Source organism: Burkholderia sp. USMB20 (genome assembly GCF_000949135.2).
Classification (GTDB): domain Bacteria; phylum Pseudomonadota; class Gammaproteobacteria; order Burkholderiales; family Burkholderiaceae; genus Burkholderia.
Genome location: NZ_JTAN02000005.1, coordinates 292,728 through 318,044, shown reverse-complemented (window position 1 = coordinate 318,044; position 25,317 = coordinate 292,728). Strand labels below are relative to the sequence as shown.

General features: G+C 64.8%; 21 protein-coding genes and 1 pseudogene. 17 read left to right on the top strand and 5 right to left on the bottom strand.

Annotation, left to right across the window (positions count from 1 at the left end; translation table 11 throughout):
* The first annotated feature begins 17 nt into the window (after positions 1-17).
* The 3 genes from PL79_RS09300 (at position 18) to PL79_RS09290 (ending at position 3,840) form a co-directional block, all read left to right on the top strand.
* Positions 18-1,010 carry a carbon-nitrogen hydrolase family protein gene (locus PL79_RS09300; RefSeq protein WP_044847772.1) on the top strand — a complete coding sequence of 331 codons (993 nt, stop codon included), beginning with the start codon at positions 18-20 and terminating at the stop codon, positions 1,008-1,010.
* 178 nt (positions 1,011-1,188) lie between these two features.
* The gene (locus tag PL79_RS09295; RefSeq protein WP_044847813.1) at positions 1,189-2,568 is read left to right on the top strand and encodes an epoxide hydrolase family protein; all 1,380 of its coding nucleotides are present in this window, start codon (positions 1,189-1,191) and stop codon (positions 2,566-2,568) included.
* A 144-nt stretch (positions 2,569-2,712) separates the two neighbouring features.
* On the top strand, positions 2,713-3,840 hold the full coding sequence (locus tag PL79_RS09290) for an aminotransferase class V-fold PLP-dependent enzyme (protein ID WP_044847773.1): 1,128 nt from the start codon (positions 2,713-2,715) through the stop codon (positions 3,838-3,840).
* Positions 3,841-4,049: 209 nt separating this feature from the next.
* Here PL79_RS09290 and PL79_RS09285 read toward each other — a convergent pair whose 3' ends face one another.
* Positions 4,050-5,597: a winged helix-turn-helix domain-containing tetratricopeptide repeat protein gene (locus PL79_RS09285; RefSeq protein ID WP_044847774.1), complete on the bottom strand. Its 1,548-nt coding sequence runs from the start codon at positions 5,595-5,597 to the stop codon at positions 4,050-4,052.
* Positions 5,598-5,829: 232 nt separating this feature from the next.
* Here PL79_RS09285 and PL79_RS37020 point away from each other — a divergent pair, with 232 nt between their 5' ends.
* Positions 5,830-7,641 (top strand): LysR substrate-binding domain-containing protein, encoded by a 1,812-nt coding sequence (locus PL79_RS37020; RefSeq protein WP_082088704.1) that lies wholly within the window; start codon positions 5,830-5,832, stop codon positions 7,639-7,641.
* Between the two features lie 80 nt (positions 7,642-7,721).
* Here the strand turns inward: PL79_RS37020 and PL79_RS09270 are convergent, their stop codons facing one another.
* Positions 7,722-9,152: a catalase gene (locus PL79_RS09270; RefSeq protein ID WP_044847775.1), complete on the bottom strand. Its 1,431-nt coding sequence runs from the start codon at positions 9,150-9,152 to the stop codon at positions 7,722-7,724.
* A gap of 137 nt (positions 9,153-9,289) precedes the next feature.
* Entirely contained in the window at positions 9,290-10,120 is an 831-nt protein-coding gene (locus PL79_RS09265) for an alpha/beta fold hydrolase (RefSeq protein WP_044847776.1), read from the bottom strand.
* A gap of 530 nt (positions 10,121-10,650) precedes the next feature.
* Between PL79_RS09265 and PL79_RS36100 the strand changes: the two genes are divergently transcribed.
* From PL79_RS36100 to PL79_RS09255, 3 genes are all read left to right on the top strand, one after another.
* A complete protein-coding gene (locus PL79_RS36100; protein ID WP_193759826.1) occupies positions 10,651-10,806 on the top strand; it encodes a hypothetical protein in 156 nt (51 codons plus the stop codon).
* Positions 10,807-11,207: 401 nt separating this feature from the next.
* Positions 11,208-12,029 (top strand): cysteine hydrolase, encoded by an 822-nt coding sequence (locus PL79_RS09260; protein WP_082088705.1) that lies wholly within the window; start codon positions 11,208-11,210, stop codon positions 12,027-12,029.
* A 129-nt stretch (positions 12,030-12,158) separates the two neighbouring features.
* On the top strand, positions 12,159-12,416 hold the full coding sequence (locus tag PL79_RS09255) for a hypothetical protein (RefSeq protein WP_135801021.1): 258 nt from the start codon (positions 12,159-12,161) through the stop codon (positions 12,414-12,416).
* 217 nt (positions 12,417-12,633) lie between these two features.
* Here the strand turns inward: PL79_RS09255 and PL79_RS09250 are convergent, their stop codons facing one another.
* Together PL79_RS09250 and PL79_RS09245 are read right to left on the bottom strand one after the other, a co-directional pair.
* Positions 12,634-13,362: a transporter substrate-binding domain-containing protein gene (locus PL79_RS09250; RefSeq protein ID WP_044847778.1), complete on the bottom strand. Its 729-nt coding sequence runs from the start codon at positions 13,360-13,362 to the stop codon at positions 12,634-12,636.
* 124 nt (positions 13,363-13,486) lie between these two features.
* Positions 13,487-15,787: an NADP-dependent malic enzyme gene (locus PL79_RS09245; RefSeq protein WP_044847817.1), complete on the bottom strand. Its 2,301-nt coding sequence runs from the start codon at positions 15,785-15,787 to the stop codon at positions 13,487-13,489.
* Positions 15,788-15,923: 136 nt separating this feature from the next.
* Here PL79_RS09245 and PL79_RS09240 point away from each other — a divergent pair, with 136 nt between their 5' ends.
* The 10 genes and pseudogenes from PL79_RS09240 to PL79_RS09195 all read left to right on the top strand — a co-directional run bounded on the left by PL79_RS09240 (position 15,924) and on the right by PL79_RS09195 (position 25,309).
* Positions 15,924-16,895, top strand: coding sequence for a LysR substrate-binding domain-containing protein (locus PL79_RS09240; RefSeq protein ID WP_044847779.1), 972 nt, complete (start codon positions 15,924-15,926; stop codon positions 16,893-16,895).
* A gap of 644 nt (positions 16,896-17,539) precedes the next feature.
* A pseudogene (locus tag PL79_RS09235) lies at positions 17,540-17,788 on the top strand (porin); the annotation flags it as partial.
* 173 nt (positions 17,789-17,961) lie between these two features.
* Positions 17,962-18,201 carry a hypothetical protein gene (locus tag PL79_RS09230; protein ID WP_135801020.1) on the top strand — a complete coding sequence of 80 codons (240 nt, stop codon included), beginning with the start codon at positions 17,962-17,964 and terminating at the stop codon, positions 18,199-18,201.
* On the top strand, positions 18,198-19,763 hold the full coding sequence (locus tag PL79_RS09225) for an outer membrane protein assembly factor BamB family protein (protein ID WP_082088706.1): 1,566 nt from the start codon (positions 18,198-18,200) through the stop codon (positions 19,761-19,763). Before PL79_RS09230 ends, PL79_RS09225 begins: the two co-directional genes overlap by 4 nt.
* 145 nt (positions 19,764-19,908) lie before the next feature.
* A complete protein-coding gene (locus PL79_RS09220; protein WP_044847782.1) occupies positions 19,909-20,514 on the top strand; it encodes a M17 family peptidase N-terminal domain-containing protein in 606 nt (201 codons plus the stop codon).
* 262 nt (positions 20,515-20,776) lie between these two features.
* Positions 20,777-21,730: a choline ABC transporter substrate-binding protein gene (locus PL79_RS09215; protein ID WP_044847783.1), complete on the top strand. Its 954-nt coding sequence runs from the start codon at positions 20,777-20,779 to the stop codon at positions 21,728-21,730.
* 100 nt (positions 21,731-21,830) lie between these two features.
* On the top strand, positions 21,831-22,760 hold the full coding sequence (locus PL79_RS09210) for a 3-keto-5-aminohexanoate cleavage protein (RefSeq protein WP_006484708.1): 930 nt from the start codon (positions 21,831-21,833) through the stop codon (positions 22,758-22,760).
* Positions 22,761-22,845: 85 nt separating this feature from the next.
* Positions 22,846-23,811 carry an L-carnitine dehydrogenase gene (locus PL79_RS09205; protein ID WP_044847784.1) on the top strand — a complete coding sequence of 322 codons (966 nt, stop codon included), beginning with the start codon at positions 22,846-22,848 and terminating at the stop codon, positions 23,809-23,811.
* 6 nt (positions 23,812-23,817) lie between these two features.
* Positions 23,818-24,306 (top strand): thioesterase family protein, encoded by a 489-nt coding sequence (locus tag PL79_RS09200; RefSeq protein WP_044847785.1) that lies wholly within the window; start codon positions 23,818-23,820, stop codon positions 24,304-24,306.
* A 43-nt stretch (positions 24,307-24,349) separates the two neighbouring features.
* Positions 24,350-25,309: an alpha/beta hydrolase gene (locus PL79_RS09195; RefSeq protein ID WP_044847786.1), complete on the top strand. Its 960-nt coding sequence runs from the start codon at positions 24,350-24,352 to the stop codon at positions 25,307-25,309.
* Positions 25,310-25,317 lie beyond the last annotated feature (8 nt).

The window sequence follows — 25,317 nt, the reverse complement described above, 5'->3', positions numbered from 1 at the left end:
TGTCCAAGGAGTGTGTCATGAAAGTCGTCAAGGCCGCCGCTGTCCAGTTCAGCCCGGTGCTCTACAGTCGTGAAGCCACCGTCGCCAAGGTCGTGGAAAAGATCCACGACCTTGGCCGGCAAGGTGTGCAATTCGCCACTTTTCCCGAAACGGTCGTCCCCTATTACCCGTATTTCGCGGCCGTTCAGACGGGCATCGAACTGCTGTCCGGTACCGAGCATCTTCGGCTGCTGGAACAGGCCGTCACCGTGCCGTCCGCCGCGACCGATGCGATCGGCGAAGCAGCACGCAAGGCCGGCATGGTCGTGTCCATCGGCGTCAACGAGCGTGACGGCGGCACGCTGTACAACGCGCAATTGCTGTTCGACGCGGACGGGCAACTGATCCAGCGCCGTCGCAAGATCACGCCGACGCACTTCGAGCGCATGGTTTGGGGGCAGGGCGACGGATCGGGGTTGCGCGCGGTCGACAGCGCCGTCGGCCGTATCGGGCAGCTCGCGTGTTTCGAGCACAACAATCCGCTCGCGCGCTACGCGATGATTGCCGACGGCGAACAGATTCATTCGGCGATGTATCCGGGTTCGGCCTTCGGGGAAGGCTTCGCGCAGCGCATGGAGATCAACATCCGGCAGCATGCGCTCGAGTCCGGCGCGTTCGTCGTCAATGCAACGGCGTGGCTGGATGCCGACCAGCAGGCGCAAATCATGAAGGACACCGGTTGCGCGATCGGGCCTATCTCGGGCGGCTGCTTCACGACGATCGTGTCGCCCGACGGCATGTTGATGGCCGAGCCGCTTCGATCGGGCGAGGGCGAGGTCATCGTCGATCTGGACTTCTCGCTGATCGACCGTCGCAAGATGCTGATGGACGCGGCCGGTCACTATAACCGCTCGGAATTGCTGAGCCTGATGATCGACCGTACGCCGACCGCGCATGTTCACGAACGCGTCGCGCAGCCGGTGGCCGGATATGACGCGGGCGCGGACGATTGGCGTGCCGCGGCTGCGTGATGCGCGGGCTTGCCCGGCCGTTGCCGAACATTCGGCTTGCCGATCGGGGCCGGCAGTCGCCGCATGAACGCGCATTCTCTTGATCGCAACATGTGCATATGCATGTAGGGGTGCGATGAAATCTTTCCTTGAAAGGTGTGATATGAAAACGAACGCTGCCGATGATCGGCCGCTCCTGATGTCGGGCGCCGAAATCGCGCCTGCCGGCGTCGGTCGCAACGTGACGACGTCGTTGTCGCGCCGGCGCTTTGTCGGTATCGCGGCCGCCGCACTGGCGGCCGGTTCGCTGAGCCGCCTGGCGCTCGCGCAGACCAGGCCGGCAATCGGCACCGCGGAACCCGCACGCGGCGACAGATCGGCGATTCGGCCGTTCCGGGTGCATGTGCCCGACGCGCAGCTCGCCGACATGCGGCACCGCATCAACGCGACGCGTTGGCCGGACCGCGAGACCGTGGCCGACGAGTCGCAGGGCATTCAGCTTGCGACCATTCAGGCGCTCGCGCGGTATTGGGCGAGCGACTACGACTGGCGCAAGTGCGAAGCGACGCTGAATGCGTATCCGCAATTCGTGACCGAAATCGATGGCCTCGACATCCACTTCATCCATGTGCGATCGAAGCACGAGAATGCGATGCCGTTGATCGTGACCCACGGCTGGCCCGGCTCCATCATCGAGCAGTTCAAGATCATCGCGCCGCTCGTCGATCCGACTGCGTACGGCGCGCCGGCGTCGGATGCGTTCCATCTCGTGATTCCGTCGCTGCCCGGCTATGGCTTTTCGGCGCGACCCACGACGACGGGATGGGGGCCGGAGCGCACGGCGCGCGCATGGGTGACGCTGATGAAACGGCTCGGCTACGCGCGCTTTGCTTCGCAGGGCGGGGACCTCGGCGGCATCGTCACGAACATCATGGCGAAACAGGCGCCGCCTGAGCTGATGGACATTCATGTGAATTTCCCGGCGTCCGTGCCGGCGGAAATTCTGAAGTCGCTGACGGCCGGCGATCCCGCGCCTGCCGGCTTGTCGGACGAGGAGCGGCACGCATATGAACAGCTGAGCGCCAATTTCAAGAGGAAGCGCGGTTACGCGATTGAAATGGGTACGCGCCCGCAGACGTTGTACGGACTCGCCGATTCGCCCGTCGCGCTGGCTTCGTGGTTGCTCGACCACGGGGACGGTTACGGCCAGCCGGCGGCAGCGCTGAGCGCGGCCGTGCAGGGTCGCCCGGTCAACGGCCACTCGGCCGGCGCGCTGACACGGGACGACGTGCTCGACGACATCACGCTTTACTGGCTGACGAACACGGGCGTCTCGGCGGCGCGTTTCTACTGGGAATCGCATGCGAACTTCTTCCTTGCGGCTGACGTCGGCGTGCCGGCGGCGGTGAGCGCGTTTCCGGGGGAAAACTACCAGGCGCCGCGGAGCTGGACCGAGAGGGCTTATCACAATCTGATTTACTTCAACAAACCGGCAACAGGCGGGCACTTCGCGGCATGGGAAGAACCGATGATCTTCGCGAATGAAGTGCGTGCCGGGTTGAGACCGTTGCGCGCGTGACGGGCAACCGCCGAAATTTCCAACGAGCGGCAGCTTTCGTTAGAATCGTTCGACTATCAGAGAAAAGCAGCGTTGCATCGGCGCAGCGGCATCCGCTCATGAACACCGCTCGCGCTCATCCCATGTCCTTTACCGGAGGCGAACGTGCCAGGATTACTTCCCGATGTCGACCGCGACGGGCTTCTCGAATACTCGGTCGTGTACACCGACCGGTCGATCAATCACATGTCGCAGCGCTTCCAGGGCGTGATGCGCGATATTTCCGCTGCGCTGAAGAAGGTCTACAACGCGAAGGCGGTCGCAATCGTCCCGGGCAGCGGGACGTTCGGCATGGAAGCCGTGGCCCGGCAGTTCGCGACGAACAGGAAGTGCCTCGTCATCCGCAACGGCTGGTTCAGTTTCCGCTGGTCGCAGATTTTCGACATGGGCAGCATTCCGTCCGAGTCGATCGTGCTGAAGGCGCGTCCGGTCGAAGCGGGCAGACAGGCTGCCTTCGCGCCGGCGCCGATCGATGAAGTCGTTGCGGCGATTCGCGAGCACAAGCCGGATCTGATGTTCGCGCCGCACGTCGAAACCGCGTCGGGGATGATGCTGCCCGATGCGTATCTGCGTGCGGTCGCCGACGCCGTGCATGCGGTCGGCGGCATGTTCGTGCTCGACTGCATCGCGTCCGGCACGATCTGGGTCGACATGGAGGCGAGCGGTGTCGACGTGCTGATCAGCGCACCGCAAAAGGGCTGGAGCGCGTCGCCCGGCTGTGCGCTGGTGATGCTCGGTGCGCTCGCCCGCGAGCGCATCGATGCGACGACGAGCACCAGTTTCGCGTGCGATCTGCGCAAGTGGCTGCAGATCATGGAAGCGTACGAGAACGGCGGGTTCGCGTATCACGCGACGATGCCCACGGACAGCCTCGCGACGCTGCGCGACGTGATCAAGGAAACGGACGCGTACGGCTTCGACAAGGTGAGGGCGGAACAGCTCGAGCTCGGCACGCGGATTCGTGCGTTGCTCGCGGAGAAGGGGTTCCGGAGTGTCGCGGCCGAAGGCTTCGAGGCGCCGGGCGTCGTCGTCTGTTATACCGATGATGACGATATCCGGTCCGGCAAGAAATTCGCCGATGTCGGCATGCAGATCGCGGCCGGTGTGCCGCTGCAATGCGATGAGCCGGCGGATTTCAAGACGTTCCGCATCGGCTTGTTCGGGCTCGACAAGCTGAATGATGTCGATGCGGCGGTTGCGCGGTTCGCGAGTGCGCTGGAGCGGGTGCTGTAGCGCGTCGCCGATCCAGGCGTGCGTTGCGGCGCATGACGTGACGAGATCGATCCGATCACGATCACGGATGCGCCGCGTTTCCCGAATGCCGCCGCGACCGATCTTCGGCCGATGCCTCGCGGCCTCATCCATGCGATCGGTGCGGCAGTTCGAGAGCACGCTCTGCTCGGCGCGGTATGCGCCATCGACGAGGAGCAATCGTGCCGTAGTCACTCGGGCAATCCGGCCCGCCGCAGCCCCTCCGCAAACTGGGTCAGATCTTCTGGGCGGCCGATCGGAAGCCAGTCATTGAGATTGGAGACGCGGAGTGACGGATCGAGCGTGCGCAGGCGCTGCATCGCGTCCTTCGCTTTGTCCATGCGTCCAGCGCACGCATGACTCGCCGCCAGAATGCCGACCGGGGCAAGGAAACTGGGTAGATTCCATTTGGCCCTTTCGGCCCAATCCGAAGCGGAGTCGAAGCGTCCTGCAAAGAAATGTGCCAGCGCCATCCCAGCCTGCATCCTGAACATTTCTGGATCCAATGGACTCAAGCGAATGGCACGCGCCAAATACTTGATCGCAACGTCTGTTTCACCGCGACAAGCGTACAGGCACCCACACAGGGACCATGCAGGGGCGTGGTTCGGATTGAGCAGCAAAGCTCTGTCGAACAGCGCGATACCGCCGTCGAGGTCGCCGGTGAGATGCCCGAGTGCATGAGCTCCTCTCGTGAGCGCCACAGCATCGTCCCGGCCAAGCTCCACCGCCAGTCGCGCCAGGCGAGTGCCCTCGGCAATCTCCCGGGGCGGATCGGTCATCCAGCCATTCATCTTGCGCCAGAAATAACACCAGGCCGCCATGCCATAGGCCGATGCGAAAGCCGGATCGAGCTCGATGGCCTTGTAGAACAAGGGCAGCGCCGCCTCGATTGATTCGCGCGTCCCGCTGTGCAAGTGCGCGGCGCCGCGAAGGTAATAGTCGTAGGCGCACAGGTTCTCCGTCGGTTTGCGCTTGGCACGCTCGATTTCCGCCCGCTCGAGCTGCGGCGCGATGGCGCCGACGACGCTTTCCGCAACCTGGTCCTGCAGTTCGAAGATGTCGTCCAGCGTGCCTTCGAAGCGCTCCGCCCAGAGATGGGCCCCGATCCTGGCATCGATGAGCTGCCCTGTGATGCGCACCTTGTTGCCAGTCTTGCGCACGCTACCTTCCAGCACGTAGCGCACGCCAAGCTCGCGGCCGACGTCCTTCACCTCGACTGCGCGGCATTTGTAGGTGAAGCTCGAGTCGCTCGCGATGACGAACAGCCAGCGTATGCGCGATAGCGCAGCGATGATGTCCTCCACCACGCCGTCGGCGAAATACTCCTGCTCGGGATCGCCGCTCAGGTTCTGGAAGGGCAATACGGTAATGGAGGGTTTACCCGGAAGGAGGAGCGCGGACGGCGGCTCCCTCAATTCTCTGGAGATGTGTTCGCCGATCTCGCCGACGAAGCGGAAACCCTTGCGGGCGACAGTCCTGACCAAGCGCTGTTCCCCGCCGGTGTCGCCGATGGCCTTGCGGACCGCATTGATGTGACTGGTGATCGTCGATTCCGAGACGATTCGGCCGCGCCATACCGCCTGCAGCAGGTCGTCCTTGCTGACGACACGGTCGCGGTTCCTGACAAGATGCAGGAGCAGATCGAAGACTTGCGGCCCGACAGGTACGACTTTCGCGCGATGCGAAAGCTCCCGGCGTTCCGGGTCGATCACGTAGTCTCCAAACTCGAACTTCACTTGACATCCCGTGGCCGATTCGGCTCCCAGGGGGTAACTGGCGAATTCCGTCCATGGATGATACTGCAACCGGAGGTGAGCGCATCTCATCCCGATCGGGCAACGCTTGGACGAATAATCAAGGTCTCCTGCAGAGAAATTCAAGGCGAAGGCAAGGACTTCCCCGGCGCGCGCAGGCAATCTCCATACACATCGACGACAACGGTTTGCGGTCGAGTAACGGAGAGAAAACATGAAAATTGTCGTCATCGGGTGCACCGGCCTCATCGGAACGATGCTTGTGGAGGACCTGCGCAGGCGCGGCCATGACGTGCTCGCAGCCGCCCCTGACACCGGCGACAACGCCAGCACCCGCGAGGGTTTGGCCAAAGCGCTCGACGGTGCCGAGGTCGTCGTCGATGCGGCGAACGCGCCAGTAGGGGAAGACAAGGCGGCCATCGAGTTGCTCGAGACATCGGGCCGCAACCTGCTGGCTGCGGGCGCTGCCGCCGGCGTACGCCACCATGTGGCCCTGTCGATCGTTGGTAGCGAACGGCTTACCGACTGCGGCAATTTCCGGGCGAAGGTCGCGCAGGAGGGCCTCATCAAGGCATCCGGCATTCCATACACCATCGTGCGTGCGACGCAGTTCTACGAGTCTGTCGGTTACATTGCCCAGTCGGCTGCCCGGTTGGCCACCTTAGGCAAGGAGATTCGCTTGTCGCCGGCGCTGATCCAGCCGATCGCGTCAGCGGACGTGGCAGCGGCGCTTGCCGAGGTCGCAGTCGCGCCGCCGGTCAACGGCACGGTGGAAGTCGCCGGTCCGGAGGCGATGCCACTGGACGAACTGGTCAGGCGCTTCCTGCGGGCGACGCAGGATACGCGCAAGGTCGTGCCGGACATCCACGCGCGCTACTTCGGTGGCCTCCTCTCGGATCGGACGCTCACGCCCGGGGAGAACCCCCGCATCGGCGCGATCCGGTTCGAGGACTGGCTCGATCGCTACAAGGCTCAGTCCTGCTTCGCGATGCAGTCCCCTCTTGTGGAGATTGCCGCCGCGGATAACTCGGACGCGCTTGCATCGAGTTTCGCGATGAGCTATCCCCGAGTCGTCGCCTTCATCACGGTTGTGGCCGAAGGCGGCTTTTCCAAGGCTGCTGACCGGCTCGGGATCACGCGTTCCGCGGTCAGCCGCGGCATCCAGAAACTGGAGGCGCAGGTCGGCTTGCGTTTGTTGAGTCGGACGACGCGCAGCATTTCGCTCACGCGCGAAGGCGAGATCTTCTATGCCCGCTGCCAGCCCAGCGTCGCTCTCATCAAAGAGGCGATGGAAGACATGCGCGATCTGCGCGACGGTCCGCCGCGAGGACGCCTGCGGGTCTCCGCTTCCGTGGGCTTCGGCCGCAAGGTGGTTGCACCGTTGCTGTGGGGCTTCCAGGAGAAGTACCGCGACATCGAGATCGAGCTGCACCTGAGCGATGTCGCGAGCGACTTCACGTCGGACCGCATCGACGTCTCGTTTCTCAATGGGCGCCTGGCCGACACCCGGATCGTCGCAAAACAGATCGTCCCGATGCAGACTTTGGTATGCGCCTCGCCCGAGTATGCCGTAAGGCGCGGTATGCCCGAGTCGCCGGACGCGGTGATGCAGCACGACTGCATCAACGTCCGTCTGCCGTCGGGCCGCGTCTACGAATGGGAGTTCAAGGTGGAGGGGGGATCGCGCAAGCTGACTCCGCCATCGCGCCTCATGTTCAACGATGTCGGGCTAGTGCTGGAGGCCGTCCTCCAAGGCAAAGGCATCGCTCAGTTGGGCGGGTACCTGATCTGCGATCTGCTGCGCGAGGGGAAACTGGTTTACTCCATGTCACAGTACGCACCCGATGACCGCGGCCACCACATCTGCTACCTGAGTCGTCAGCATCTGCCGTCGCGTATCCGCGTGTTCGTTGATCACATGACGGAAGCAATCCGGGCGCTGAACCTTCAATGCGCAGGTGCTCTTTCACCAACGCGTGATGATCGACAGGCCGTCTCGGCGCCATGGGTGCCCCCTCTTCATTGATGCGCATAAGCGTATGCACCCTGCCGCGCCTTTCACGAGCGCGTTGGGCAACTTGCAGCACCAACGCGCCCCGTGCCTGACTAGCGGTTCTTCAACGCCTCGGCAACTCCTGCACCATAGGCGGGATCGGCCATCGTGCAATTGCGGATATGCCGCTGCTGCACGTCCTCGCTCGCGCCGCCGAGCGAGCGCGCCGTGTTGTCGAAGAGCTGCAGCTTCTGCTCGGGCGACATCAGTCGGAACAGCGCCCCCGGCTGCGAGTAGTAGTCCTCGTCCGTGCGATGGTCCCAGTGCGCGGCTGCCCCCGAGACTGCCAGCGGTGGCTCCGCCAGCCGCGGGCTGTCGGCCCACTCGCCGCGGCTGTTTGGCACGATGCCGGGCAGCCCGCCCTGGTTGCCGTCCACGCGCATCGCGCCGTCGCGGTGATAGCTGTGCATCGGGCAGCGCGGGGCGTTCACCGGGATCTGTTGCGCGTTCACGCCCAGACGGTAGCGGACCGCGTCGCCGTAGCTGAAGAGCCGCCCCTGCAGCATCTTGTCCGGCGAGAAGCCAATGCCCGGCACGATGTTGGCGGGCGAGAACGCCGCCTGCTCCACATCGGCGAAGTAGTTGTCGGGGTTGCGGTTGAGTTCCAGCACACCCACCTCGATGAGTGGGTAGTCGCCGTGCGGCCAGACCTTGGTGAGGTCGAAGGGATTAAACGGGCAGACCTGCGCCTGCTGCTCGGTCATCACCTGGATGCACAACGTCCAGCGCGGGAAGTCGCCGGCATCGATTGCCTCGAGCAGGTCGCGCTGCGCGCTCTCGCGGTCGTTGGCGACGATCGTGGCGGCCTGTGCGTCGGTGAGGTTACGGATGCCTTGCCGGCTGCGCAGGTGAAACTTCACCCAGTGCCGCTCGTTGTCCTCGTTGATGAGGCTAAACGTGTGACTGCCGAAACCGTGCATGTGGCGATAGCCATCGGGCAGGCCGCGATCGCTCATCACGATGGTCACCTGATGCAGCGCCTCGTGTAGCAGCGTCCAGAAGTCCCAGTTGTTCTGGGCGCTACGCAGGTTGCTGCGCGGGTCGCGCTTGACGGCGTGGTTCAGGTCGGGAAATCGCAGCGGGTCACGCAGGAAGAACACGGGCGTGTTGTTGCCCACCAGGTCCCAATTGCCTTCCTCGGTATAGAACTTCACCGCGAAGCCGCGGATGTCTCGCTCGGCATCCGCCGCGCCGCGCTCTCCGGCCACCGTGGAGAAGCGCACGAAGACGTCCGTCTTCTTGCCGACGCCGGAAAAGAGCCTGGCCTTCGAGAACGCTGTGATGTCGTGCGTCACCGTGAAGTGGCCAAATGCGCCGGAGCCCTTGGCGTGCATGCGCCGCTCGGGGATCACCTCGCGGTCGAAGTGGGCGAGCTTCTCAAGCAGCCAGATGTCCTGCAACAGCGCGGGGCCGCGCGCACCGGCGGTCTCGATGTTGAAGTTGTCGACGACGGGGGCGCCGTTGGCAAAAGTGAGTTTGGTCATGGCAATGTGGGCAAGAAGAAGGGTTCGGCGGAGCGTCTTCAGGAGGGAGGACTGGACGTCCGGAGTGGGCGTCGCGTCGATGGCCTTCACCACAAGCGTGGACCGGCCATCGACGGTGCCGACTGATTCGGACTCCATCAGGCCTGGATAAATGTCAGCAGGTCCGCGTTGATGACGTCCGCGTGCGTTGTCGGCATGCCGTGCGGAAAGCCCTTGTAGGTCTTCAGCGTGCCGTTCTTCAGCAGCTTGGCCGACAGTGGCGCGGAGTCGGCGTAGGGGACGACCTGGTCGTCGTCGCCGTGCATCACCAGCACCGGCAGTCCGATCTTCTTCAGGTCGTCGGTGAAGTCGGTCTGCGAGAACGCGACGATGCCGTCGTAGTGCGCCTTGGCGCTGCCCATCATCCCCTGGCGCCACCAGTTCTGGATGATGCCTTCCTGCGGCTTCGCGCCCGGCCGGTTGAAGCCGTAGAACGGCCCGGCGGGAATGTCTCGGTAGAACTGCGCCCGGTTCGTGGCCGTCTGCCGTTGCAGGCCGTCGAACACGTCCTTCGGCTGGCCGCCGGGATTCGACGCGGTCTTGACCATCAGCGGCGGCACGGCGTTAATGAGGCAGGCCATCGCGGCCCGCTTCTCGCCGTGGCGAGCGAGATAGCGCACGACCTCGCCGCCGCCGGTGGAGTGCCCGACGTGGATCGCGCCCTTGAGGTCGAGATGGTTCACGACCGCGGCGAGGTCGTCGGCGTAGTGATCCATGTCGTGGCCGTTCCAGACTTGCGCCGAGCGACCATGCCCGCGCCGATCGTGCGCGACGACACGATAGCCCTTGGAGAGGAAGAACATCATCTGCGCGTCCCAATCGTCGGAGCTCAGAGGCCATCCGTGCGAGAAGACGATCGGAGTGCCATTGGAGGGACCCAAATCCTTGTAGAAGATCTGGACTCCGTCTTTGGTGGTGATATAGCTCATGGGTGGATTTCCTTCCGGAGTTTCGGCGCCATTCGGCGCAGTAGGTGCAGCGAACGCTGCGAATGGCAAAGCCACTGCTGCTGCAGTGCCTGCCCCGATGATCAACAACTGACGACGCGTGACTCTGGCGAAGCCACGCTGCATTGGCACGGGATCGATCTTCATGGGTATAGGCCTGAGGGGAGACGCGATCAGTCTAGCCACGGTCACCTCGCCGTGCGATATGCATCACGTGCAATTCGATGTTGCAGGTGCTTCACCAATGTCGCGGCAACGCATCCAGCGCGTGCCGCTGGGTCGTTCACCGGGCTCAGCCATCCGCACGACAGGATCTTCAAATGCGCCGGCTCATTCTTGATGAACTCTCGCTAAACGCGATTGGTGCGTCGCGATTGACAGAACTATCCGCACCCGGCCCCTAGTTCAGGCAGGCATTTGCCTCTAGATTTCAACGCATCACGTCAGCATCGATGCATCGGCTCGAGATTCTCGCGGCGTGTTCGTTGTCCACCCCAGTCCCAGGAACCAACATGATCCAACACAGCAACTACCAACAGCAGAACAAGCGGCCTGGTACACCGATCCGAGCGCGCGCGCCATGCCCGTTCCCCACGATGACACTCGATCTGGAACGCACCGCCATGGTCGAGAAACACGCCTTCAGTCAGTTCATAAAGGAAACCTAATGACTCAGATTCCTACCTACGTTAAGAAGTCCAGAGAACTGTCCACGAATCGCATGGAGTTCGGCCCGCTGTTTCAGAAGATCACGATCGAAGGGCCTATTCGCGAGAACGTGTACACACGCAATACAGCTAGCAGGAACTGCCGATCCTCACCTGCCTCGTGGGGACGATCAACAACTGGAACCCCGTAAACGTTGCGTCCTGCATCGCCCGGCTCGTCTGACAAGGAGTTCGGGTAGCCGCAGTGCGCTTTCCAGGCGGTGATGAAACCTGGCGGCTGTGACGACCACTCCGTCTCTTCCCGATTCTGGAAGTTGCTTTAGCGAACGTGCGCTTGGGACCCGTGACAGCGCGTCGGCCGCACCTGCTAGCGTTCCCGCGCAGCCAACCGGAGAATTACTATGTGTGAATCCTCGAAATTTCATGGCCGCCGTACCTTCTTCAAGGGCATGGCTGCCGCCGCGGCAGTGGCCTCCACGCAACTGCCCTCGCTGGCCAACTCAGCGCCCGCCGGTGGCGGTGCCAAGTACGCGGATCCGGCCAAACCGGCACTGCCCAAGACGGGCATGAAGCTTGACCTCACCCGTACTGCGTTCGTCGTGATCGATCCGCAGATTGACTTCATGAGCCCGAAGGGCAAGGCGTGGCCGGTGGTGGGCGAAAGCGTGACCGAACAGAATATGGTGCCGAACCTGGTGCGACTGTTTCAGGCGTCCAAGAAGGCCGGAATTACGATAGCGATTTCCCCCCACTACTACTATCCGCAGGACCATCGGTGGAAGTTCCAGGGTGGGGCGGAGATATTTCAGCACAACCTCGGCCTGTTCGACCGTCCGAGTGCGCTCTCGCTTGAAGGCTTCCGCGGGTCAGGCTCGGACTTCCTTCCGGAGTTCAAACCGTACATCGAGGATGACAAGACAATCATTTGCTCGCCGCACAAGCTCTATGGCCCCCAGGTCAACGACCTGAAGCTCCAACTGGGCAAGCAGCGCGTGGAGCAGGTCATTCTGGCGGGCATGCTGGCCAACCTGTGCGTGGAGTCGCATCTGCGCGATCTGCTCGAGAATGGCTTCGAGGTGGCAGTCGTGCGTGACGCCGTAGCGGGACCGAAGCTGCCGGAAGGCGATGGCTATGGCGCTGCGCTAGTCAATTATCGCTTCATCGCCGATGGAGTCTGGACCACAGACGATACGGTAAAGATGCTGGAAGGTAAGTCGGTCTGAAGCATTCCCAGCCTACGCGCCCCCGGTCATGGATGTCGGGGGTGCACGATCTGAGCATAAAGCGCAGGCATATTTTCGTGGCCACCTCGATTGCACATCGAGTTCCCACACAACCAAACGGGCGACATCATGCAAGACCTGATCGAAGGCTTCCTGAAGTTCCAGCGCGAAGAGCTTGGCAGAAGTCCAGCGTGCCCCTTCGCGCATCATCACATGAAACTTGATGCCGCTACCTTCCGAAAACTGCGTCGCCTGGCTCCTGTCCTCGATGACGTGCTTAATGCCGGCGAAGTCGAGCACGCGGACCAGGCTGTGAATCTCGCGGCCCTGGCGGCCCTGTGCTCACAGCTGTTTGACGCATATCGAGGCAGTTCGGTAACCGCCTGATCGTCAACGACGATGTCTTCGCATGGGAAGACCTGCGGCAAAGCGCGGCCGTGTTCGGTCCGGGCGAGTTGGGTGAGGCGCAGTCGCGCCTTGGCGTGCCGGTGCGCTGTTTTCGCGAGCACTAGCACGAGCACGAGCGTGCGCGATGCGCAGCTTCCAGCGTCACCATCTCGAATGCGCTTATCCAGTTGCCGGTGCTCATCCTCGCGGCACCGTTTCAGCGGAGGGCAGGATCGATTTCGGCGCTGCTCAATCCGAATCCCGCCATGCGCGCGCGATGCTCCGGCGAGCCCAGATACGCGCGCAGCTGCCGGTTGACCGCATCGAGCAACGCGCTGTTTTGTCGATTGAACGAGAAGGCACCCAACGGCGGCCGGTGGTGTATCCGGTCCGCCACCGGTTCGTGCGCGACGGCCTCGAGCAATGCGCCGCCCATCCGCTTCGCCACGATCCGAAGTCCGAGCGCAGTGCTGGCGTACGCGTCGACCGCGCCAGCGCACACCGCGTCGATCGCATCGGCTTGCCGGTCGAACAGGGTGATCTGATGCTCGCTCACGCCCGCGGCTTTCGCCGAGTCGTGCTGTACCTGTCCGGTAATGATGCCAAGACGTGCATCGGGACGTGCGGCAAGCGACGCATAGCCGGTCAGTTGCTTCGGGTTTCCGGCACGAACGAGAAAGCCGTCCGCGATTCCCCACACGGGTACGCTGAACGCGACCTTGGCGGCGCGTTCCGGCGTAACGAAGAGCGGAACGTTCATGTCCCAGCGGCCTGCGGCGACACCGGGCAGCAGTTCACTGAACGTCGTCAGGTGAGGTTCGATCCGCGTGACACCGATCGCCCGAAGGATCTCGCCGGCGAGATCGAGGTCGGCACCGGTTGCCGTGCCGTCCGGTTCCGTCCATCCAAATGGCGGTTCGTCGAGGTATGCAATCGTTACCTTCATCGCGTCTTCTCGCGAGCAGGGACGGCCGCCGAATCGGCAGCCGATTGCCGACGATTCTAATACTTCGCTCGCAGGACAGGGCCGGCCGCAGCCGGCACCCATCATGCGACTACCTGGGCCGCACTCAACCCGCCACGTTCCGATTCGCTTCGATCACGGTCAACGCCGTCATGTTCACGATCCGTCGCACGGTCGCGCTCGACGTGAGGATGTTCACCGGCGCATTGACCCCCAGCAGGAACGGCCCGACCGCGACGTTGCTGCCGGCTTCCGTCTTGAGCAGGTTGTAAGCGATGTTCCCTGCATCGACGTTCGGGCACACGAGCAGGTTCGCCGCGCCCTTCAGTGGCGACATCGGCAGCAGCCGCGCACGCAGCGCCTCATCGAGCGCGCAGTCGCCATGCATCTCGCCATCGGCTTCGATATCCGGCGCGTGCGCGCGGATGATCTCGAGCGCCTTGCGCATCTTCACGCCCGACGCCGCGCTGCCCGACCCGAAGTTCGACCGCGACAGCAGCGCAGCCTTTGGCGTGAGGTTCAGCCATTCCATCTGCCGCGCGGCCGCGATCGTGAATTCCGCGATCTGCTCCGCATCCGGGTTGTCGTTCACGTGGGTATCCACGAGCGCGACCGTCCGCTGGTTGAGCAGCAGGATATTCATCGCCGCGTAGGTCGATGCATCGGGCTTCCTGCCGATCACTTCGTCGACGAAGCGCAGGTGATTGTGATACTCGCCGACCGTCCCGCAGATCATCCCGTCCGCATCGCCGAGCCGCACCATCATCGCGCCGATCAGCGTCAGGCGCCGGCGCATTTCGACGCGCGCCATTTCCTTCGAGATGCCGTCGCGGCAGCGCAGTTCCCAATACGTGGTCCAGTATTGCGGGAAGCGCTCGTCATATTCCGGATTGGTCACCTCGACGTCCTGACCGAGACGCAGGCGCAGGCCGAACCGCTCGATCCGCGCGAGCAGCACCTCCGGACGGCCGACCAGGATCGGACGCGCGAGCTTCTCGTCGACGATCACCTGCACCGCGCGGAGCACACGCTCGTCCTCGCCTTCGGTGAACACGATGCGTGCCTTGCCGCCGTCGCGCACGAGCTGGCGCGCGGTCGCGAACAGCGGCTTCATGAACGCGCCCGAGTGGTAGACGAACTGCTGCAGCTGCTCGACATACGCGTCGAGATCCGCGAGCGGACGCGTCGCCACGCCGCCTTCGATCGCCGCCTTGGCGACGGCCGGTGCGATACGCACGATCAGGCGCGGATCGAACGGCTTCGGAATCAGGTATTGCGGACCGAACGACACTTCGTCGCCACCGTAGGCCGCCGCGACGATGTCGTTCTGCTCTTCCTGCGCGAGGCCGGCGATCGCGTGAACCGCGGCGATTTCCATTTCGCGGGTGATCGTCGTCGCGCCCACATCCAGCGCGCCGCGGAAGATGTACGGGAAGCAGAGAACGTTATTGACCTGGTTCGGGAAATCCGAGCGGCCGGTCGCGATCACGACATCGTCGCGCGTCGCATGCGCGAGTTCGGGGAAGATCTCCGGCGTCGGGTTGGCGAGCGCGAGAATCAGCGGACGCGCGGCCATCGCCTTCAGCATCTCCGGCTTCAGGATGCCGCCGACCGACAACCCGAGGAACACGTCCGCGTCGCCGATCACTTCGGACAGCGTGCGCGCATCGGTTTCCTGCGCGAAGCGTTCCTTGGCCGGATCCATCAGCGTGGTGCGGCCGCGATAGACGACGCCTTCGATATCCGTCGCCCAGATGTTCGCGACCGGCAGCCCGAGGTCGACGAGCAGGTCCAGGCAGGCCAGCGCCGCCGCGCCGGCACCGGACGTCACGACCTTCACTTCCTTGATCGACTTCCCGACCACCTTCAGCCCGTTGATGAACGCGGCGGCGACGGTGATCGCGGTGCCGTGCTGGTCGTCGTGAAAGACGGGAATCTTCATGCGCTCGCGCAGCTTGCGCTCGACGGTGAAGCACTCCGGCGCCTTGATGTCCTCGAGGTTGATCCCGCCGAAGGTCGGCTCGAGGCCGGCGATGATGTCGACGAGCTTGTCCGGGTCGGTCTCGTTGATCTCGATGTCGAACACGTCGATCCCCGCGAACTTCTTGAACAGCACGGCCTTGCCTTCCATGACCGGCTTGGACGCGAGCGCGCCGATGTTGCCCAGACCCAGCACGGCGGTGCCGTTGGTGATGACGCCCACCAGATTCCCGCGGCTCGTGAAGCGGTGCGCGTTCAGCGGCTCGGCGGCGATCGACTCGCAGACGCTGGCGACGCCGGGCGTGTAGGCGAGCGCGAGATCGCGCTGCGTCACGAGCGGCTTGCTGGCGACGACGGAGATCTTCCCCGGGGTCGGAAACTCGTGATAGTCGTACGCGGCCTGCTGCTGGGTCTCTGTCTGTTTCATGTTGTCGGGTCCGGGCGTGCGCGCCAGGCCAGTCCCGACGCGATCCATGGAGGTGATTCTAGGGATCGGCCATAAGGAGATGATTCTGTTTTAATATCGCTCCATCACTTTTTCATGATGGTGCGGCGGTACGGCAATGACATTCGACGCGAACGACGTGGTCAGGCGGCTTGGCGCGCGCCTGAAGATGCGGCACCTGATGCTGTTGCTGCAGATCCAGCAGCACGGGTCGCTGACGCGCGTCGCGGAGCACATGGCCAGCAGCCAGCCCGCCGTGACGAATGCGCTGTCCGAGCTGGAAAGCATGTTCGGCACGCCGCTGTTCGAGCGCTCGTCGCGCGGGATGCGGCCGACCGCGCTCGGTTCGGTCGTGCTCGAGCGCGCCAAGGCGATGCTGAAGGATCTCGACCATCTCGCCCGCGAGATGGAGGCGGTTGCCGCCGGCCATGCGGCGCACCTGCATATCGGCGTGATTCCGTTTATTTCGGGCCAGATGCTGTCGGCGGCGCTCAAGCGGCTGCAATCCCGGATGGAACGGCGCCTGACCGTGACGATCCACGAGGGCACCAGCGATCAGCTGCTGTTGCAGCTCAAGGATCACAGCGTCGATCTCGTGATCGGGCGGGCGTCGTCGGCGATCGATCTGGGGCAGGTCTCCTTCGAAGTCCTGTACCAGCAGCAGCCCCGGATGATCGCGAGCCGGCGGCTCGCCGCGAAACTGGCCCGCACGAAGCTCGACTGGGAGAAGCTGCACGCGCTGGACTGGATTCTCGGCGCGCCCCACACGCCGATGCGCGAGCAGGTGACCGACCTGTTTCTGTCGGCGGGCATCGCGCCGCCCGTGCCGATCGTCGAAAGCTACTCGTCGAAGCTGATCGGCGAAATGATCGCGTCGAGCGACGACGCGGTGTCGATCGTGCCGGCCGATATCGCGGAAGAAATGGTGCGCATCGCCGGCGTGGCGATCGTGCCTTACTCGCTGGTCTGGACGCTGCCGCCCATCGCGCTGTTTACCCGCGCCGCCGAATCGCATGCGCCGACGCGGGATGTGCTCGTCCAGGCGCTGCGCGAGATCTGCAGGGAAACCTACGTCGAAACGCCGCGATAAGCCTTCGGGTGCCGGCCGGTACGTGCGCGGCCGGCAACCGCGTCATTCCCGCTTTTCATCGTCCGCCGATTCACATGGCGTGCTGCGGCGGGCGTGCTGCAATTGCATGGATCGTCATCGTCAACTGCGTCGTCAACCATCACTGGATCGTCACGGCGCATGGCCGGCAACAGAGGCGGCAAGTCCGATGCTGGCACGACTCGATTTCGTCATCAAGAAACGAGCGGCATGGGTGGATTTCCAAATAGTGGTTGTTCATCGAGCGGTGCTTGTCCTACCCTCATAATCGGTCCACAAGGAAGGCTCGCGGCGGCCGCGTACCGTATCGATTCCATCGTCTTTGTCGCTTGTTCCGTCGCAGTTCGGCGGATTATCAACGTCAGACGCGTGCATGTCGATTCGTATGGTGTGCGTTGCACCATCGCTGCCGTGATGGCATGGGTTGCCGGCCAACGATAATGCGCCGGCGTGTGCGGTGCGATCGGCAAGCAGTCGTTTGCCGGAAGGGTATCGGGATGTCGGGCAACCTGCTCGCGCCTGGCGCGGCGAGGGCCCGGGTGTTTTTTCGATCGATTGCGGACACAACGTGCGCGCTCGCGAGGCATGCCGCGGGCGGTCGAGGCGTGGAGGGGGCGAGCTTGATTTTGCGACTCAAACATTTCGCATGGCTGATCGTGGCCGCCGCACCGGCGGCCGCGTTCGCGCAGACGAGCGTGACGCTGTACGGCCGGATCGACGGCGGCGTCGAATACCTGAACCACATCGCGACGCCCGGCGGCAGTTCGACGCGCTGGAGCGCGGAAGGCGGCGACTGGGGCACCAGCATGTTCGGCCTGAAGGGCTTCGAGGATCTCGGCGGCGGGATGTCGACGGTCTTCAACCGTCGCCGCGCGACGCGACGTCGGGCACGAGCCCGATGACGGGCGAGTCGCAGACGGGCGCGTATGTGGGGATGATGCATACGTTCTGAGCGGCGGATCCGCCGGTGCATCGGCTTCAGGGTTCGCGCGTCGTCACGCGCTGTCGTCACGGGCGCGCATGTTTCATCGGCGCGTGTGGTGGTTTCATGCAGTGGTCCTATGTTTCGCGCTTCGCAACCGAACTTTGGGTATCGATATTCACGCTGCGTCAAATGATTCATCCCGGCCATGTCGATCTTTTCCCCGCTTTTGAAAGCACGCGCAGGTCGGGTATCGCCAGCGTCCCGGTCGCTTCCAGTCGCCCCGGCGCGCCAGTTTTTTTCACCGCGGCCGTTTCGGTTCGGCCGGTCATCAGTCACTCTTCTCTCGGTAAGGTGATGTCATGAAAACCTCCAACAAGCAGCATGCCGGACTTGCCTCGTGGCGCCGGCGTACGCCGGCCATGATCGGAACGCTTGCCCTGTTCGGCATGATCGCAAGCGGCCCGGGTGCGGCGGCAGACTGGGTCTTTGCCGGGCAGGGTGTCGACAACACGCGCACCGCGCCGGACGAGCGCGTGATCGGCGTCGACAACGTCTCGCAGCTTGCGCCGCGCTGGACGCTGGATACCGACGGCAACGTGTCGGCCACGCCGACCGTCGCCAACGGCACCGTGTATGTGCCGGACTTCGGCGGCTCGCTGTGGGCGGTCGATGCCGCCAGCGGCAAGGTGAAGTGGAAGAAGAAGATCACCGAATACAGCGGCATCGACAACGATGCGTCGCGCACCAGCCCGGCCTACTGGGAGGGCACGCTGATCTTCGGGCAGGGCACCCAGGTCGCGAACAACCCGACCGGCGCGTTCGTGCTGGCAGCGAAGGCAGACGATGGTGCGCCACTGTGGCGGACCAAGGTGGATTCGGATCCGACCGCGATCATTACCCAGTCGCCGATCGTCGATCGCGGCGTGGTGTACGTCGGCCTCTCGTCGCGTGCCGAGGCGCTCAAGGACAAGCCGACCTATCGCGGCGCGGTGGTCGCCCTCGACGCCAAGACCGGCAAGATGCTGTGGAAGACCTATATGGTGCCGAAGGGATATACCGGCGGCTCGGTGTGGGGCAACACGGCGGCGGTCGATCATGAAACCGGCCTGCTCTACGTGACCACGGGCAACAACTTCTCGGTTCCGCCGGGTCACTGCCGTTACCCGACCCAGAAGAACTGCAAACCCGATACGCCGGCCAACATGATCGACAGCTTTGTCGCGCTCGACCTCAAGACCGGCAGGATCGTCTGGCATACCCGTACGTTGGCGGCCGACATGTCGACCAACTACGACCACGACGACGGCCCGGACTACGATTTCGGCTCGGGGCCCAACCTGTTCAAGGCGACCATCAACGGGAAGGAGAGGACGTTGGTGGGCGCAGGCGCGAAGAGCGGCGTGTACTGGGCGCTCGATCCCAAGACCGGCAAGGTGGTCTGGCAGACGCAGGTCGGCCCGGGCAGCCTGCTGGGCGGCATGCTGTGGGGGACGGCCGCCGACGGCAAGCGCATCTACGTTTCGATCGGCAACCTGGACGGCAAATCGATCGACGTCGACAACGGTCCGAACGGCCAGAAGACGACCAAGGGCGGCATCTGGGCGGCGGTCGACGCCGCCACCGGCAAGGTGCTGTGGCGCACGGCCGACCCGCAGGGCAAGATGGACACGGTGGCGATGTCGGCCGCAAACGGTGTCGTCTATGCCGGCTCGTTGGCCGGGACGGGCGCGAGCATGTATGCGCTCGATGCGGCGACGGGCGAGATCAAGTGGAGCTACGAGAACAACGGCGCGGTGGTGTCGGGCGCTGCCATCGTCGACGGGTCGGTGTACTGGGGGGCGGGCTACCACACCAAGGTACTCGGTCTGCCGTACGACGGCACGAGTCACAAGCTCTATGCGTTCGGTCTTGCCGCCAGGCAATAAGCGCAACGCAGATACCGGCGTACGCGGATGACGGGTTGCTCGTGCGCCGGCGCAAGCCCGGCCAGGCGGATGAAGAGGCGCAACGCCGGACACCGGGGCGCGCGCTGCGCTCCGGACCCTGTTCCAATCTTGCGGGAGAGACGATTTGGTTCTTCGACAAAATATCGGTCGTTGGCGGGAGGTGGCCTTCGAGGTCGCCGCATGGGATGGCGTAGGCGCGCAGGTCGACCTCTCCTGTGGCTGCATGTTTGCCCGCGAGGCGACGGGCGATGGCCCGACCGGCGGGTTACGCCATCTCGACCTCGCACTGTCGGGGGCACTCACCGGCTTGCGGCGCGAGGGCCGTTTTCTGGCCGCGCCGATGGAAACGCTGTGGATCAGCCATCCGCCCGCGGGCATCGCGGCGCGTGCCTTGTTGCTGGTCGGGCTCGGCGATCCGGCAAGCTGGACGATCGAAAGAACCGCGGATGCCGTCGCCACGGCCGCGCGGACGGCGATCCAGCAGGGTGTCGAAAGCGCGGCCTTTGCGCCTAGCATACTCGACGGCGGGCTGACGACCGCCGCCACCGAAGGCATGCCCCAAGCGATGGTGAAGGCCGTGCTGGCCGCGATCGACACCGGGTATCGGGTCGCGGAGCTGGGTCTTGCCACGCCCCCCGCGCTGCGCCGCTGGGTGTTCGACGTCGGCGCGGCGCGCTTCGACGGCGCCGTCGAGCATTTCGGCAACGCGCTTGCAGCCGCACGGACCTGACTGACCCCGTTTGGCTGTCGCGTACGGCATCTCATGACGCCGCATCCGGACAAACCCCTCCTCATCGAAATCCGCCCCAAACCCCCGCCATACAAGCCACTCCCCGCGCATAGTGGTTTCCACCCATAGTCGCAAATAGTCAAGAACAGGTCGCCGGCGGTCGTCTTGCGGTGAATATGGCTCGTTACTTTTACTCCCACGATGCAGGCCGGGACGCACTCCGCGCACCGTCGGACATCGGTCCAACCGAAGGGGAGAAACCATGAAGTCGACAAAGATCGCCGCGTTCGTCGCGGCCGTGCTGGCGACCGGCGCGTTCGCGACCGCGGCGCAGGCCGAAACGGATGCCGCGACTTGCCGCAACGTACGCTTCGCGGATATCGGCTGGACCGACATCACGTCCACCACGGCGCTCGCGTCGACGGTGTTCGAAGGGCTCGGCTACAAGCCGACGACGACGATCGCATCGGTGCCGATCTCGTTCGCCGGCCTGAAGAGCAAGCAGCTGGACATCTCGCTCGGCTACTGGTGGCCGGTGCAGCAGAAGCAGCTCCAGCCATTCCTCGACAGCAAGTCGATCAACGTGGTCGAACCGCCGAACCTGTCGGGCGCGAAGGCGACGCTCGCGGTGCCGAGCTACGAATACCAGGCCGGCCTGAAGACCTTCGAGGACATCGCGAAGCACCGCGCGGAGCTCGACGGCAAGATCTACGGGATCGAGCCGGGCAGCAGCGCGAACGCGACGATCCAGAAGATGATCGACACGAACCAGTACGGCCTCGGTGGCTTCAAGCTGGTCGAATCGAGCGAGGCGGGGATGCTCGTCACGGTCGAGCGCGCGATCCGCGACAAGAAGTGGGTCGTGTTTCTCGGCTGGGAACCGCATCCGATGAACATCCAGATCAGCATGAACTACCTGTCCGGCGGCGATGCGGCGTTCGGCCCGAACTACGGCGAAGCGCGCGTGTACACGCTGACGGCGCCCGACTTCATCTCGCGCTGCCCGAACGCGGGCAAGCTCGTCGAGAACCTGCGCTTCACGACGCAGCTGGAGAACCAGCTGATGCAGTCGGTGATGAACAAGACGAAGCCGGCCGACGCCGCGAAGGCGTACCTGAAGAAGAATCCGCAGGTGCTCGATGCCTGGCTCGCCGGCGTCAAGACGTTCGACGGCAAGGACGGCCTGCCTGCCGTGAAGGCCTATCTCGGCCTGTAACGGCCCGCACGCGCCGCGAGCGTGCGGCGCGCAGCGAAAAATCATCTGCAGTACGACGGAAATCGAGCGACACGAACCGAAGCAAACGAGGGCACTCAGCATGAACCACGAAGTCATCATCACCTGCGCGGTCACCGGCGCGGGCGATACGGTCGGCAAACATCCGGCGATTCCGGTCACGCCGAAGGAAATCGCGGCCGCCGCGATCGAGGCCGCGAAGGCCGGCGCGACGGTGGCGCACTGCCACGTGCGCGATCCGCAGACGGGCCGCGGCAGCCGCGACCCGAACCTCTACCGCGAAGTGGTCGACCGGATCCGCTCGGCGGACGTCGACGTGATCATCAACCTGACGGCCGGCATGGGCGGCGATCTGGAGATCGGCCCGGGCGAAGACCCGATGCGCTTCGGCAAGGGCACCGATCTCGTCGGCGGCCTCACGCGTCTCGCGCACGTCGAGGAACTGCTGCCGGAAATCTGCACGCTCGACTGCGGCACGCTGAATTTCGGCGACGGCGACTACATCTACGTGTCGACGCCCGCGCAACTGCGCGCCGGCGCCAAGCGCATCCAGGAACTCGGTGTGAAGCCGGAACTGGAAATCTTCGATACGGGCCATCTGTGGTTCGCGAAGCAATTGCTGAAGGAAGGACTCCTTGACGATCCGCCGCTGTTCCAGCTGTGCCTCGGCATTCCGTGGGGCGCGCCGGCCGACACCGGCACGATGAAGGCGATGGTCGACAACCTGCCGCCGGGCGCGCACTGGGCCGGCTTCGGGATCGGCCGCATGCAGATGCCGATGGTCGCGCAGGCGATGCTGCTCGGCGGCCACGTGCGCGTGGGCCTCGAAGACAACATCTGGCTCGATCGCGGCGTGCACGCGACCAACGGCACGCTCGTCGAGCGTGCGCGGGAAATCGTCGAACGGCTCGGCGGCCGCGTGCTGACGCCGGCCGAAGGGCGTCGCAAGCTCGGCCTGCCGGCGCGTGGCGAGCGCCTGCTCGAACGCCGCGCGGTGGCCGAGTTCGCGTGAGTTTCAACGCTGATTCCGCTTCAATGCGGCGGCGCACACGGGTGCGCCGCCGTCCGATTCTCCTCGATTTGAAGGATGTGTTGACATGGCAGTGAAGACCGACATCAAGACGTTCGCCGCGATCGGCACCGGCGTGATCGGTAGCGGATGGATTTGCCGTGCGCTCGCGCATGGTCTGGACGTGGTCGTGTGGGACCCCGCGCCGGACGCGGAAGCGCGCTTGCGCGCGAGCGTCGCGAATGCATGGCCCGCGCTCGAGCGCGTCGGCCTCGCGCCGGGCGCCGATCCCGCGCGGCTGCGCTTCGAGTCGACGATCGAGGCCTGCGTCGCCGACGCGGACTTCATCCAGGAAAGCGCACCCGAGCGCGAGGCGCTGAAGCTCGAACTGCACGAACAGATCAGCCGCGCGGCGAAGCCCGACGCGATCATCGCATCGTCGACGTCGGGGCTGCTGCCGACCGACTTCTATGCGCGTGCGACGCATCCGGAGCGCTGCGTGGTCGGTCATCCGTTCAATCCGGTCTACCTGCTGCCGCTCGTCGAGGTGCTCGGCGGCGCGCGCACCTCGCCGGAAGCGGTCGAGGCGGCGATGGAGATCTATCGCAAGCTCGGCATGCGGCCGCTGCACGTGCGCAAGGAAGTGCCGGGCTTCATCGCGGACCGGCTGCTCGAAGCGCTGTGGCGCGAGGCGCTGCATCTCGTCAACGAGGGCGTCGCGACGACCGGCGAGATCGACGATGCGATCCGCTTCGGCGCGGGCATCCGCTGGTCGTTCATGGGCACCTTCCTGACGTACACGCTGGCTGGCGGCGACGCGGGCATGCGACACTTCATGCAGCAGTTCGGCCCCGCGCTCGAACTGCCATGGACGAAGCTGGTCGCGCCGAAGCTGACCGATGCACTGATCGACAGCGTCGTCGAAGGCACGAGCGAGCAGCAGGGCACGCGCAGCATCAAGGAACTCGAGCGCTATCGCGACGAGTGCATCACCGAGGTGCTGAAGGCGATCGCCGCGGTGAAGGCGCGGCACGGAATGCGATTCGAGGACTGAACGAACATGACAGGCGATACCCCGCTGACGATCTACCGCGACGTCGTGCGGCCCGAATGGGTCGACTACAACGGCCATCTGCGCGACGCGTTCTATCTGCTGATCTTCAGCTTCGCGACCGATGCGTTGCTGGACCGCATCGGTCTCGACGACGCCGCGCGTCGCGAGCGGGGCCGCTCGGTCTACACGCTCGAAGCGCACGTGAACTATCTGCAGGAGATCAAGGAGGGCACGCGCGTGCGCGTCGATGCGCGCGTGCTCGCGCACGACGCGAAGCGGCTGCACCTGTATCTCGAACTGTTCGCCGACGGGCACGACGGCGCGGTGTCGGCGAGCGAGCAGATGCTGCTGCACGTCGACACGCGCGACGGCGCGAAATCGGCGCCGTTCGACGACGACGTCGCCGCGCGCGTGGCCGAACTGCATGCGGTGCAGCGCGATTGCGCGGCCCCCGCGTATGCGGGCCGCGTGATCGGACTGCCGCCGCGCCGCTAGCGTCGGCGTTCAACTTTCGACCTTCGACCGCGGAGCGCACACGATGCTCGAACCGGAAATCGCGGCGTTCGTCGCGGCCGTCGACGCGTGGTATCCGGCCGACACAGCGGCGCGCTCGCCCGACGAGCAACGCCGCGTCTACGATCGCTTCGCGGCCGCATGGACGCCCGCCGAACTGCCGGCCGGCATCGTCCGGCACGATGCGGTGTGGCATGCGCCGGACGGACGCGCGATCGCGCTGCGGCGCTATGCGCCCGCGCACGGTGAGCCGCGCGGCACCGTGCTGTTCTTTCATGGCGGCGGCTTCGTCGTCGGCTCGCTCGACAGTCATGCGTTGATCACCGCGCAACTGGCGGCCGACACGGGGCTGGCCGTGATCGCGGTCGGCTACCGGCTCGCGCCCGAGCATCGCGCGCCGGCCGCGCTCGACGATTGCCTGGCCGTCACGCGCGCCGCGCGCGACGCAGCGCACTGGCCGTTCGACGCGTGCGCGCGACCGCTGACGCTCGCCGGCGACAGTGCCGGCGGCAACCTCGCGGCCGCCGTCGCGACCGCGCTGCGCGATGCGGGCGAAGGCGGCATCGACGGGATCGCGCTCGTCTATCCGATGCTCGGCTTCGAACCGCAATCGCCGGCGCGCGAAACCGAGGCACACGCGCCGATGCTGACGCTCGACGACGTCCATCGCTATCGCGCGTTGTACTGGGGCAGTGAACGCGACGATGCGCCGGGCGATGACGATCCGCTGCTGCGCGCTTCGGTGCCGCTCGCGGCGGCGCGTTTCGACGGCCTGCCGCCCGTGCTCGCGATCGGCGCGGAACACGATCCGCTGCGCGACGATGCGCGCGTCTATGTCGAACACATTCTTGCGGCCGGCGGCGCCGCGCGTTACTGGATGGGAGAGGGGCTGGTGCACGGCTGCTGGCGCGCGCTCGGAAAGAGCCCGCAGGCGGCGCGGATGCACCGGATGATCGGCGGGTTTCTGCTCGCACCACACGCGTAGCGGGCGTT